We start from the raw sequence: 12,547 nt of genomic DNA on the forward strand, positions 1-12,547 counted from the left end.
CACAGAGGAAAGCTGGCCGGTCACGCTGTCACTCGAAGGCGATGAACATGGGCGCCATCGGGCGCCCGCCGCGGACGATGCCGTCGTCGTCTGTCTCGATGAATCGCTTCCGACGCCACCGAACTCCGGAGACGTCACGCTCGCGCCGCTGTGTGCCACCAAGGCCATGGGTAACGGCCCGAACTACCTCGTCTGTCGTGACGCCAGGGGCTTTTGACGCTGCCGTGAAAACTGAGACCCATGAGCGACAGGATTCGCGTACACGTGTTCGTCTCCGGTCGGGTGCAGGGCGTGTACTACCGTGCGAACACGCGCGAGGCGGCCAGAGAGCGCGGCGTCGGTGGCTGGGTTCGGAACCTCGACGATGGCCGCGTCGAAGCCGTCTTCGAGGGTAAAGAGGCTGCCGTCGATGGAATGGTCGAGTGGTGCCACACTGGCAGTCCACAGGCCCGAGTCGAGGATGTCGAGGTCGAGTACGGCACTCCGGACGGCCACTCCGGGTTCGAGATTCGTCGGTAGCTCAGCCCAGCCGTCGCGCGACGGGTTCGGCCGCCGCAGACCGAATCGCGGCGCCATCGACGCTGTCGTCCAGCGCCGCGTAGTGGCGTCGCGCCAGCGTCTCGACTAACCGGTCGAGGACAGCATCAACCGATGCTTGTTCACCGAGTTCGGACGCGACTCGGTCGATTCGCTCCGGCGAGAGTTCTCGGTCGACCAGCGTCGCGGCGTCGATTGATTCCGGCGTCTCGCGTTCGACGGCGGGGTTGTGGATGACCGCCCGTTCGCCGCGTTTGTTCCGGACGAGCGTTCCCGCTGCCGGCCCGTCGCACCACGCCGATTCGGGCACCTCGTGGCGGTCGGGCCGGAAGTCCCGTGCCGGCACCTCCTTTTTGAAGGTGTTCAGGCTGTCGAGGCCGAGGCGCTCGAAGGCTCGCTCGGCGATGTCGGGTGGTACCTCCCCATCCGTATCGTAGATGTCGACACCGAGGAAGCCGGGGAGGCTGTCCCAATCGTAGTTGATGCCTTCGTTCCGCGTCGCGATACCGAGGAAGGTGTACTCGCCGGTCGCGTCGACCTCCGCGCGAAACGCCTCCTCGTCGAATCGGCTCCGAACCCAGCGAACGGCATGCCCATAGCCCGTCGGTTCATCCCATGCGTCGAAGATTCGGTCGGCATCACCGAAGATGAGACCCGCTTCATCCAGTCGGAATCGGAGCGGCGCGCCCACGACCCACTCCTGGAGCCAGAGGTGGCCCTGCTCGAAGCGGTCGGCCGGAGCGTCTGCAAGCGACGGCGTCGGCGGGAACGGGTGCACCCTCGATGGGTGTTGGGCCTCAAATAAAACGGTTTAGGTGACCCGACCGGGTGCCGTTGGCTGGGTGTTCGGACTGATACGGATTGTTGCACCAAATTATCGGCAAGCGGCCGGCACTGCTCGGCGTTCGCCCGGAACCGACTCCAACAATCCGTATGAGGCTTTAATCATGAGCAGCCGAATCCACACGTATGATATCGAGCGAGGAGATGGCCGTCGTCGACGAGAACGCCGCGGCGCTCGGTGTGCCCCGCAAGCAGTTAATGGAGTCGTCCGGGAACGCCGTCGCGCGCGTCGTTCGAGACCAAGCCAACCCGGGTGCGACAGTGGCACTCGTCTGTGGGCGCGGCAACAACGGTGGCGACGCCTTCGTCGCCGCCCGATTCCTCTCGGAGTACAATGTCCACGTCCACCTGCTCGGGCGCCCCGAGACGATTTCGACCGACATCGCCCGAGAGAACTGGGATGCCCTCGAACGGGCAGAACTGGCCACCCACCAGGTGACCGATTCGACCGATTTCGACCTCGGTGAGCCCGATGTCGTCGTTGATGCGATGCTTGGTACCGGCGTCACGGGCGCGCTCCGTGAGCCCGAAGCCACTGCCACGGAGGCCATCAATGCGAGCGATGCGACGGTCATCGCCGTCGATGTCCCCTCGGGCATCGACGCTGACACGGGCGAATCGGAAGGTGTCGCTGTCGACGCAGACCAGGTCGTCACGTTCCATGATATGAAGCCGGGCCTCGAATCAGTCGACGCGTCCGTGACGGTCGCGGATATCGGTATCCCCGAGACGGCCGAACTGTTCGTCGAACGGGGTGACCTTCTGCGACTTGACCGCAACCCGGCTGCACACAAGGGGGATTTCGGCCGTGTGCTCGTCGTCGGTGGGGGGCCGTACACCGGCGCTCCGGCCCTTTCGGCACAGGCCGCACTCCGGGCTGGCGCCGACCTCGCGTACGTCGCGTGCCCGGAAACGGTCGCCCGTGAGGTGCAGGGATACAGCGAGAACCTCATCGTCGATTCGCTGTCGGGCAGTCACCTTGCGCCGAAGCATGTCCCGGAACTGCTCGACCGTGCCGAAGGGATGGACTGTGTCGTTTTCGGACCTGGACTCGGCGACCACGAGGATTCACTCGATGCCGTAACAGCGTTCTTCGAGGAGTTCGACGGTCGCGCAGTCGTCGACGCCGACGCACTCCAAGTCGTCCCCGACCTCGATACGGGCGCGACCCTCATCTGTACGCCACATCAGGGAGAGCTCAAGCAGATGGGCGGCCAGACAGCCGACGGCTGGCGTGAACGAGCCGACCTCGTCCAGTCGTTCGCCGACGAGCTCGGACACACGCTACTCGTGAAAGGCGCCTACGACGTGGTTTCTGACGGCAATGGGGTGCGCGTCAACCGAACGGGCAATCCCGGTATGACTGTCGGTGGCACCGGTGATGTCCTCGCTGGCGCGACGGCCGCGCTCGCGTGCGTGCTCGACCCGCTTTCGGCTGCCGCACTCGGCGCCTACGCCAACGGCCGCGCTGGTGATATCGTCGCCGAGGAGCGGGCTTTCGGTCTCACTGCGACCGACCTGCTCGACGGTCTGCCGTCGGCGCTTTGGCCCGAGATGTAACTGGCTGCCGGAGGTTTCTTCGCCTCTCCCTCGTGAGGATGGGGTATGACCGAGGAGTCAGACCTTACGCACGTCACCGACGACGGCGAGGCGCAGATGGTCGATGTCGGCGACAAACCCGACACGGCCCGGCGGGCGGTCGCCCGCGGGGCGATACAGCTTCAGCCATCGACTATCGAGGCGATTCGAGAAAACGATGTCGAGAAAGGCGACGTGCTGGCGGTCGCCCGCGTCGGCGCGATACAAGCCGTCAAGCACACCTGGGAGACGATTCCCATGTGCCACCAGATTCCCATCACGAACATCGACACCGAGTTCGTGGTTGAGGACAATCGCGTGGAACTGGAGGTCGCCGTCGAGACGACCGGAAAGACCGGCTGTGAGATGGAGGCACTGGAGGGCGTCACGACCGGGCTGAACGTCATCTGGGATATGGTGAAAGCCGCCGAAAAGGACGCTGCCGGGCAGTACCCAGGGACACGCATCTCCGACATCGAAGTCGTCTCGAAGGAAAAACGCGAACTCTAGCGGGCCGATTGACCGTTATTCGACGGGCGCTGTCGGGAGGTTCTGTGCTTTCGCGCGGGCCTGCTCGATTATCGACGGGCGGGCCTCGAAGTCGATGGTCACCTGGTCGCCGTAATCGACCGTTTCGACGTGGCCGTGGTCGTGCACCCACGAGACGAGGCTCATCGTCTCGTCGGTCATCGGGATGACCAGTCGCTCCCGGCGCCAGTCGGGGAGCTCCGCATCGATGCGTTCCCGAAGATCGCCGATGTTCTCGCCATCCATCGCGCTGACCGCGACGGGATTTGGCGCGAGCGCCGACAGTGCCTCCTTCTTGCGGGCAAGCTCTTCATCGTTGACCTCATCGATCTTGTTCAGCACCGTGACGATGGGCGCCTCGTTTCGCTCGTACAACGTGTCGTGCGACGTGACGAGCTTTTCGCGAATCCCCTCGACAGGGTCGGAGACGTCGACCACGAGAAGGACGAGGTCAGCCCGATACACCTCCGAGAGCGTCGATTTGAACGATTCGACGAGCCAGTGGGGCAGATCGGAGATGAACCCGACGGTGTCGGTGACGAGCACGTCACGGCGGTCGAATTCAGCGCGGCGGGTCGTCGTCCCGAGCGTCGTGAACAGCCGGTCTTCGGATTCGGCGGTCGAATCGAGATCGGGGTGAAGTCCCTCGTTCTCATCGATGTCGACATCAGCAGCGAGCCGCCGAAGCAGCGTCGATTTGCCGGCGTTCGTGTAGCCAGCCAGCGCCACGAGGTCGAAGCCGGATTCACGTCGCTGCTCGCGTCGATGTTCCTCGGTCTGTTCGATACGCTCCAGCTCGTCGCTGATGCGACTGATCTGGGCTTTGATGTCGCGTTCTCGTGACTCGTCGTACTCACCGAGCCCCATGAAGCCGGGGCGTTCATCACGCTTTGCAAGCGACGCCTTCGCCTCCGCACGCGGGAGTTCGTAGCGTAGCTCCGCGAGTTCGACCTGCAGTTGCGCTTTCTTCGTCTGGGCGCGCTGGCCGAAGATGTCGAGGATGAGCTTGAATCGGTCGACCACCTCGATGCCCTCGGGAAGCTGATTTCCGAGGTTATACGTCTGATAAGGGCCGAGTCGGTTATCGAAGATGACCGTCGTTGCCTCGGTTTCGGCGACGAGCGCTGCCAGTTCCTCGACTTTTCCCTCCCCGAGACACAGCGCAGCGTCTTCCGTTCGCGTCTGCGTCACCGCTCCCACGACCGTGTATCCGGCCGCACGAGCGAGGTCACGAATCTCGTCCGTATCCGCATGGCCCTCATCGACGCGCTTCGCGATGATGGCCGTCCCGTTAGTACCTTTCACTTACCTGCGAATAGGAGGCCACGATATTTAAACAACGGGTCGTCGTGACAGAGAATAACATTAGGTCAGCCGTCGTGCTACCGTGTCCCGATTTCGTCCTCGTCTTTGACGACTCTGGTCTCGGCTTCGCCGCTCGTGTGTTCGTTGACGAGGTCGTAAAAGTCGTTCTGGAGCCCGGCCGGGAACTTGAGGACGCCGACCCACGAGCCGTCCGACTGCCACTCCTCCTCTTGGAGTTCGCCGAACTGCCGAATCTGTGACTGTGCGCTCCCGGCGTAATCGGCGGGCACCTGCGCCGCCATCACGACCTCGTCGAAGCGAATGGGGATGATGGGCCGAAGTTCATCGAGGGCTTCGTCCACCTGGTTTTCGACCGGCTCCATCGGGTCGACCTGGAACCCGGCCTCTTCGAGCGCTCGCTCGATGCGCTCCGGCGGGTGGGGCGCATCGTCCATCTGGGGGTTGACGGCGTTGCGCGCGATCTGGTTGATCAGCCGTTTGTGTTTCTGCTCTTGCATCTCGCGGCGCTGTTCAGCGGTGATCTGGATTTCCCCCTCCGTGATGACCTCGGGGATGATTTCCAGTGGGTCGGTGGTGCCGAACACCTCCTCGAGGGCGGACTCGGGCGGTCGGTCACCGGAAGAGGCGTCCTCGAAGACGTCTTCCGCGGCGATGACGTCCTCGAGGTCACCGTCGAACTCGCCGCGTCTGATAGTGAGCGCTGCGTCGGGGTCAACGAGCACCTCGAACCGCTGGCCGTGGGATTCGAGGCGAGCGGTCACCGCCTCGTCAAGGGATATCATACAACCCGCTACGGGCGGGCGGGGTTAAAATTACAGCGGTCGGATCAGGTGCCCTGACCGATGACGACGTTCGTGTCAGCAGCACCGACTTCGGCCTCCTCGCTTCCGACCTCGCCGTCACCATCTACGCTGGGGTCGACGGCGACGGCTCGGGCGGGCCCGAGCGTGTACGGCCCCGTCGCATCCACCGTGTCCGGGGCTTCGGCGAAGTAGGAGAACGAGACCGTCTTGTCGCCCTTGACCTCGCTCGCGGACACGGTCGTATCGCCGTCCCTGGCGAGCGTGACACGGGTACGGCCGTCTACCTCTTTCGTGGCCTTTGCGTCGCCGTACTCGGTGATGACGTTCCACTCCGTGGGAACCTCGCCGAAGACCTTCGCTTCATCCGTGAGGTCTGTGTTGAACTCCGAGAGTGTCACCGTAATCTGGTTCGTCTGCCCACCGGTGAACACCGACCCGTCGTCGCTCCGACTGCCGCTCGCGGTGAAGTCGACTATCTTCGGGCCGAACGCCGCCGCGGGCGAGAAGCCGACATCGAAATCGAAGTTCGCCTGGACGTCGTAGCCGTTAACCACGCCGGGGACGTTGACGATTTTCGCAACGACGAAGAACGTTCGCTCGGTGGGGCTCTCGCGAGAGCCGCGGTCGACGCTGACCGAGACGGAGGCCGAACCCTGTTCGCCACGGGCGCTCGCGACGATGTTGGGTGCACCGTTCGCAGCGGGTTCTTCGGCGTCGTAGACGAAGAGGTCGAGATGGGGGTCGCCCTTCGCCATGCCCGCATTACCACCGCTGTACTCGGAGAACTCGATGGAAGCCTCGAGGTCACCACCGGGTACCTGCACGTAGCCCGCAACCGCGCGGGAATCCTCGGGAATGTAGAGGCCGACCGACTCCCGGTAGCTTTCGGAGAGATCCTTATCGCCGAGGTCAGGCGTCTCGTTGAGGAGGTTTCGCGAAACGGCGTCGACGGCGGTGTCGGGGTTCGCACGACCGAACCCTTCGTAGGGGTCGCGGCCGCCGTGGGTGTAGACGGGTACGTGCGCGGGCGTTTTCGCGGCGTGATACGGTGCAGCGGTGAACGCCGTCTCGGATGCCGTCGCGAGGATGACCTGCTTCAGCCGGTACGTCCACTGGAGGGCATCCGCATCCGGCATGTCTGCGAGCTCCTCTGGGGTCGGCAGAGTTATCGGCTCGGGTGCATCCTCCTCCATCGCCTGTGCGACGAGGCCGGAGATGCCGCAGACGTACGGCGACGCCATCGAGGTACCGCCGAAGGAGGTGAAATCACGCGGCGGGTCGCCGTCCTCGAAGTTCTCTTCCGGATCCGCGGCCCGAACGGAGCGGACGAGTTCGTCGTACGACGGAATCGGGTACGGCAGGCCTGCGACGCCGGTTGCGAACCGGACGAGGTAATCGTCGATGTCGCCGCCCGGTGCGGTCACGTCCGGCTTCCGATCGACGTCGGTCTCGTCCTCGTCTATGGTGCCGAGACCCCCCGCCGAATACGGCGTCAGGCCGTCGAAGGGCCCAGTCGCCGCGACGGAGATGGGTTCGTCCATGCCCGCTGGCACGCTGTTCCCGTTCGCAGGCGTCATGAAGTTCCCGGCGGCTGCGACCGTCAGGATGCCGGCCTCTGCGATCTTTTTCAGCGCTGCCGGCGTGTTATCGAGCGTACCGCCGAACGCGCCGAGCGGCAGGCCGAAGACGTACCCCCACGACATGTTCACCGCGCGCATGTTGAACGTCTTGGCGAACTGCGCGGCGTACTCTCCGAGGTCGACGGTCGGCCCGCTAAGTCCCTGGAGGCCGACGAGCGACGCGTTCGGCGCGATACCGGGGTGTACCGCCTGTGGGCCGTCCGCCGTCCGTGCTCCACCCTCGGCCACGTCGGCTGGGGGGATATACGAGCCGATGGCGATTTTCTTGAGCCGTCCGGTCGTCGGGTTCCCGTTCTGGGCCTGCTGGGCCACGGGGACGGCTGCTCGGCTCTCCATCGGACGGACGCGAATCGTATACGTTTCCGTTCCGGAGTCGTGAACTGCGGGTTCGTCGGCGATGATGCTGTCGAGTCGGAGCGGCGACTCGTGGACGACTTCATCATCGTAGATGATCTCGATTTTGACGTTCTCGCCGAGCCCCGAGACGAACACCGTCGACGCCGCACCGATGTCGACTTCGTATTCGATGAAATCACCCGGTAACAGTAGCGCCCGCGGTTCCTTCAGTTCGGTGTTCTGATAATCGAGCGTCGACGCACGTCCCGACCCGGCCATGATACCGGAGACGTGTGACCCGTGACCGTTCGAGTCACGTGGTTTGTCGTAGCTGCCGTACCGGCTGCCAGCGTCGTACCAGCCGACGGTCTTTGGAATCGGCCCGTCCGAACCATCATCGAGAGCCGCGAACGGGCTCTCGTCTACGGTTTTGAGTTTTCCCGTCACTTCTGACAACGAGAGATTGATTCGGAAATCACAGTTCGTGTTCGTGTACTGCTCCGCGACGAACCGATACGTCGCATCGGCGTCAATGTCGACGCCGGAGAGCGTCTCGGGCATGTCGGCGGTCGCCGCCGTGGCGACTTCCGACCAGGTGCCGTCGTCGCCCTGAATATCAAGCCGAAGTTCGAGGTCGTTCGTGTTGTCCTGGTAGGGTTCCCAGTAAAGCTCGGCACCGAGCTGGACGGGCTCGCCGCTCGCCTCCAGTTCGTTCTCGACGACCTCGCTCGGCACGAACTGTTCGGTCGTTACTTCGCTCCCTTCGACGAACGTTCCGGGGCCGGCGGTTCCCGTTCGGAAATCCGTGATTTGGGAGCCAATCTGTTCGATTTTTCGGTTGCTTTTTTCGGTGTCGACGAGCAGCAGTTCGTCGTTCTCGATGACGGCTGTAATGCCGTTCCACGGTCCAAGGTCGGGATGACGGGCGCTGATGCCTGAATCCGTCAGCGCGAGCGTCCGATCCGGGCGGCCGCGATAGCCCCTGTCCCAGACCTTCTTCGCCTCTACGTTCCGCCAGTTGAGGAGGCGCGCATCGAGTTCATCGATTTCGGCGGCTACCGAGCCAGTCGCGCCGAGGCCGAGTGCGCTCGCTCCTGTGGCCGCACCGGTCGCTTTCATGAACGTCCTGCGCGAAAACGCGTTGTCGCTGTTCTCTGTGGGGTTTTCTGACATGGGGGTCTGTATCAGCGCAAAAGTCGCCACTAATAGAAATTTCTGACAAAAGCGTCCAATCGTCTGTACAGGGCTGTGACCATGCAGTTGTAACTACCCGAGATGAATAGCGTGAAAACGGCACGTCCGTGCGATTACTCTTCGTCTTCTTCGTCGCCGAGCAGGTCGTGGGCTTCGAGGTGGGTCTCGATTTCCTCGTCGGAGAGCTGCTTGAAGCCCTCATCGCCGACGGAGACGGTCGCGAGGCCGATTCCTTCGGGGGTGAGCCCGTCCTCGCTGACGGAGGCCAGCGCCTTCAGCGCGAGGCCGACGCCCTCATCGACTTCGAGATCGTCACGGTAGTTCTCTTCGAGGTAATCCTCGATATCGCCGCGGTCGGCGCCGACGGCGAGTGCCTGCCACTCGTACGGCGTGCCCGAGGGGTCGGTCTCGTAGAGACGCGGTTCGCCATCCTTGATGCCGCCGATAATCAGGGCGACGCCGAACGGACGGGCGCCACCGACCTGCGTGTACTGCTGGATGTGGTCGGTGACGGCCTTCGTCAGCGTCTCGACACCGATTGGCTCGTCGTAGCGGAGCGTGTTGACCTGTGCCTGCCGTCGCGCGAAGTCGATGAGCTGGCGGGCGTCGGCCACGTGGCCGGCGCTTGCGATGCCGATGTGGTCGTCGGCTTTGTGGATCTTCTCGACGCTCGTTCGCTCCATCAGGGGCGAACGGATGCGCTTGTCGACCGCCAGCACGACGCCATCTTCGGTGCGGATACCGATGGACGCCGTGCCTCGTTTGACCGCCTCGCGCGCGTACTCGACCTGGTACAGACGGCCGTCCGGGGAGAAGATGGTAATCCCCCGGTCGTACGCCTGCTGCTGCGATTGTCCCTGCATTGTTAGTTGTCGCGGATATCGAGTGCTGTCGCGCCCACGTAGCCGCCGGAGAGTCGCACGTCGAATCGGTCGTTCCGACGGACGGCGGGCCGGTCGGCGTTCGCGAACACGACGGTTCTCTCTTCACTTTCTTCCCCCGGACGTCGTATATACTTTTCCTCACAGGCGCGTACCGTGCCGCTGATGCCGCGAACGAAGACGCCGAGCGGCTGCCCGTCGATCTCGTCGATGGTTGCCAACACAGCACGCAGTCGGTCGACCTCATCGCGGCGCGCTCGAACCACTGCATCACCCTCGCCATCCTCGAAGCGGAAATGGAGCACGCTGCCATCGAGGTCGGCACTCCCCGCGTCGCCGATGAGGTTCTGCGCTGCGAACCACAGTTCGCGCTGAAACGACCGCCGGTCGAGGTCGGCGTCGGGCCACGACTCCAGCCCGACCGCGAGATATCGCCACCGCGGCCGGAGATGCTTTGGGAGGTGCTTCATTAGGCGCCGATTCGCTCCCGGCGCGCATAATCTCGGTGGTCTCGAGAGCGTTTTCAGCTGAGGTTCGACGCGGGTTCTACGCCGACCGCTCTGCCACGAGCACGCCGACCTGTTCGTGTACCATCTCGACGGCCGTCAGCGAGAAGCCAGCGTCGGTGAGCGCATCGGCCAGTACCCCGACTGTCGCTGGGTCGTCGACTGCCGGGCTGTAGAACGGTTCCTCAGGGTCGGGTTCGCCGAAGAACATCACGTCACCGAGCACAAATCGACGCGGCTCCATCCCCGCGATGACCTCGATGGCCTCGCGTTTCTCCTCGTCCGAGAGGTGATGCATCGCGAAGTTCGAGACAACCACGTCGGCTGACTCGCAGTTCGGCTCTCGGAACGTTCCCTCGGCAAAAGAGATGTTATCGAGCCCGCGCTCAGCGGCTTTGCGGCGGGCCTCATCCATCATCCCCTCGCTGATGTCCCGACCAATGACTTCGCCGGCTGATTCGGCCAGCCCCAGGCCGATAGCGCCGGTGCCACAGCCCAGATCGAGCACTACATCGTCCGGGCGGGGGTCGGCGTGCTCGACGACGAGCGAGACGCAGGCGCGATACTCCTCGCGTTTCTGTTCGTCGTACTCCGGTGCGACCTCGTCGAACCGTGCGGCGTGTTCCTCAAGCGTCTTCTTCATGCTCTTCGATACGGACGCCAGGCTCTATGAACGTCTCGGAGCGTCGCTCGCGGTTCCGATCGACGATGTCGCCCCACGCTTTGAGGCCCTGTTCGATATCATCACTGTCGAAGCCAATGGTTTCGCCGATGGCAAACAACTCTCTGGGAGCACGCAACTGGAGGTGCGAGCGCGCGTCCGCAGAGACGACGTAGGGGACGTCGTACTGTTCGACAAGCTCACGGAGCTTTCTGAGCCCCTGAATCGCCTGCACGCGGGGGCCGCCATCATCCCTGAGGACACGCCCGAAGTTGAACTCCAGGTGGACGCCGTTCTCGGCTGCCGCCTTCGCGAGGACGTGGTTGACGTCGCCGTCGCGCATCGGATGGGCGAGGACGTCAACTTTCGGCTGTTCGACGGCAAAGCGGTTCAGCGAGCCGCCGTGTACGCAGATGACGTCGCGCTTCGAGCGGTAGTTGCCGATGAGGCCGCTGGCCTGTCCGGCATCGTCACTTCTGATTTCGATGCCGGTGGCGATGTCGATGCCATACGCGTCGCTGATGGCCTCGGCGTCGTAGTCGGTCTGGGCGTCGCCGTGGTTGCGTACCACGATGCCATCGTACCCGTAGTCGGCGGCGGTGCTCGCCAGCCGAGCGACGGTGGCTTCGCCGTCGGGATGTGCGTGGACGCCCTCGTACATGGAACGGACTGTGCCCGGCGCGCTCTTTGGTGTTGCGTCTCGGCGTCAGAGCACGTCGGCCCACAGGTCGCGCTCGGGATACCTGTCCCCGCGGTCAGCGAGTGGGATAACGACGGTGTCGGTCGGCCCGATGCGTCCCTCCCGTGTCAGTCGCTCGACGAGTGCCGCACATCCGCCGCTCGACGGGCCGACGATGAACTCGCCGTCGACCCGGAGATGCTCACGGATTGCGTCGACAGACCATTGTCCGGTATCCCGAATCGGGACGGGAGAATCCGCGTGGCGCCGCCGGAGGAGCCGAACGTATTCGTTCGCAACTTCGGTACGGACGATGTGTCGGCCGTCGAGTGCGTCCGGTTCGAACGTCTCGGGAACGAACTTCTCGGGAGCGCTCATATGCTTGAGTCCGGCGATCTCGTGGTCGATGTCTGCGGGCTCGTAGCCGTGGATAGCGACGCCACGGTCGGAGAGCGCGCGGCTGACGCCCGTGACGGTACCGCCGGTGCCAGCCCCGGCAACGAAATGTGTCACCTCGCCATCGGTGCTCTGCCAGATTTCGGGGCCGGTCGTCGACGCATGAACTGCCGGGTTTGCGGGGTTCGAATACTGGTCGAGATGGTAATACCGGTCGGGGTGGGCGCGCAGTCGCTGTCGGCATTCCGTGACGAACGCGTCGTATCCCCGCTCTCGGGGCACGAAGCTGCTTTCGGCGCCCGCGTCCGCGACGGCCTCGACCTTCCCTCGGCCAGCACTGTCCGGCATGACGATTTCGACATCGTAGCCCCGTTCGGCGCCGACCCGGGCGACTGCCGCGCCAGTGTTGCCGCTGGACGCTTCCAGTAGCGTCGGATCGTCATCGAGGTCACCCTTCGCCTCGGCCGCATCGAGCATAGCCTTCCCGATGCGGGTTTTCACCGACCCACCGCCGTAATCGGCCGATGCCGCGTTGAACCACTCGACTTTGCCGTATACGGCCGGCTCGATGCCGAGGTCGAGTTCGACAAGCGGTGTCGCGCCGACCGAGAACTCCATATCCCATTCGTCACCCTGTAT

At 64.0% G+C, this 12,547-nt stretch carries 13 protein-coding genes; 4 read left to right on the forward strand and 9 right to left on the reverse strand.

The window, feature by feature from the left end; all coding sequences use genetic code 11:
• On the forward strand, nucleotides 1–217 hold a 217-nt coding region (locus ACI8UR_RS03435; protein ID WP_415087559.1), incomplete at its 5' end, for a hypothetical protein.
• A gap of 23 nt (nucleotides 218–240) precedes the next feature.
• Nucleotides 241–519, forward strand: coding sequence for an acylphosphatase (locus ACI8UR_RS03440; RefSeq protein ID WP_411714334.1), 279 nt, complete (start codon nucleotides 241–243; stop codon nucleotides 517–519).
• Nucleotide 520: 1 nt separating this feature from the next.
• Here ACI8UR_RS03440 and ACI8UR_RS03445 read toward each other — a convergent pair whose 3' ends face one another.
• Nucleotides 521–1,315 (reverse strand): hypothetical protein, encoded by a 795-nt coding sequence (locus tag ACI8UR_RS03445; protein ID WP_411714335.1) that lies wholly within the window; start codon nucleotides 1,313–1,315, stop codon nucleotides 521–523.
• 191 nt (nucleotides 1,316–1,506) lie between these two features.
• Here ACI8UR_RS03445 and ACI8UR_RS03450 point away from each other — a divergent pair, with 191 nt between their 5' ends.
• The gene (locus tag ACI8UR_RS03450; protein ID WP_411714336.1) at nucleotides 1,507–2,940 is read left to right on the forward strand and encodes an NAD(P)H-hydrate dehydratase; all 1,434 of its coding nucleotides are present in this window, start codon (nucleotides 1,507–1,509) and stop codon (nucleotides 2,938–2,940) included.
• Between the two features lie 45 nt (nucleotides 2,941–2,985).
• Nucleotides 2,986–3,468, forward strand: coding sequence for a cyclic pyranopterin monophosphate synthase MoaC (moaC, locus tag ACI8UR_RS03455; protein ID WP_411714337.1), 483 nt, complete (start codon nucleotides 2,986–2,988; stop codon nucleotides 3,466–3,468).
• A gap of 15 nt (nucleotides 3,469–3,483) precedes the next feature.
• Here the strand turns inward: moaC and hflX are convergent, their stop codons facing one another.
• The 8 genes from hflX to ACI8UR_RS03495 all read right to left on the reverse strand — a co-directional run bounded on the left by hflX (nucleotide 3,484) and on the right by ACI8UR_RS03495 (nucleotide 12,526).
• Nucleotides 3,484–4,791 (reverse strand): GTPase HflX, encoded by a 1,308-nt coding sequence (gene hflX, locus ACI8UR_RS03460; RefSeq protein WP_411714338.1) that lies wholly within the window; start codon nucleotides 4,789–4,791, stop codon nucleotides 3,484–3,486.
• A 77-nt stretch (nucleotides 4,792–4,868) separates the two neighbouring features.
• Nucleotides 4,869–5,594, reverse strand: coding sequence for a ribosome assembly factor SBDS (locus tag ACI8UR_RS03465; RefSeq protein WP_411714339.1), 726 nt, complete (start codon nucleotides 5,592–5,594; stop codon nucleotides 4,869–4,871).
• A gap of 44 nt (nucleotides 5,595–5,638) precedes the next feature.
• The gene (locus ACI8UR_RS03470) at nucleotides 5,639–8,710 is read right to left on the reverse strand and encodes a S8 family serine peptidase (protein WP_411714340.1); all 3,072 of its coding nucleotides are present in this window, start codon (nucleotides 8,708–8,710) and stop codon (nucleotides 5,639–5,641) included.
• Nucleotides 8,711–8,898: 188 nt separating this feature from the next.
• Nucleotides 8,899–9,648: an archaeal proteasome endopeptidase complex subunit alpha gene (gene psmA, locus ACI8UR_RS03475; protein WP_411714341.1), complete on the reverse strand. Its 750-nt coding sequence runs from the start codon at nucleotides 9,646–9,648 to the stop codon at nucleotides 8,899–8,901.
• 2 nt (nucleotides 9,649–9,650) lie between these two features.
• The gene (locus ACI8UR_RS03480; RefSeq protein ID WP_411714342.1) at nucleotides 9,651–10,136 is read right to left on the reverse strand and encodes an Rpp14/Pop5 family protein; all 486 of its coding nucleotides are present in this window, start codon (nucleotides 10,134–10,136) and stop codon (nucleotides 9,651–9,653) included.
• Nucleotides 10,137–10,212: 76 nt separating this feature from the next.
• The gene (locus tag ACI8UR_RS03485; RefSeq protein ID WP_411714343.1) at nucleotides 10,213–10,815 is read right to left on the reverse strand and encodes a class I SAM-dependent methyltransferase; all 603 of its coding nucleotides are present in this window, start codon (nucleotides 10,813–10,815) and stop codon (nucleotides 10,213–10,215) included.
• Complete coding sequence (locus tag ACI8UR_RS03490) at nucleotides 10,799–11,494, reverse strand: RNase P subunit p30 family protein (protein ID WP_411714344.1); 696 nt, start codon at nucleotides 11,492–11,494, stop codon at nucleotides 10,799–10,801. Before ACI8UR_RS03490 ends, ACI8UR_RS03485 begins: the two co-directional genes overlap by 17 nt.
• A gap of 45 nt (nucleotides 11,495–11,539) precedes the next feature.
• Nucleotides 11,540–12,526 carry a PLP-dependent cysteine synthase family protein gene (locus tag ACI8UR_RS03495; RefSeq protein ID WP_411714345.1) on the reverse strand — a complete coding sequence of 329 codons (987 nt, stop codon included), beginning with the start codon at nucleotides 12,524–12,526 and terminating at the stop codon, nucleotides 11,540–11,542.
• Between the last annotated feature and the right edge of the window lie 21 nt (nucleotides 12,527–12,547).

It is taken from the genome of Natronomonas sp. (assembly GCF_047616845.1).
Taxonomy (GTDB): Archaea; Halobacteriota; Halobacteria; order Halobacteriales; family Haloarculaceae; genus Natronomonas.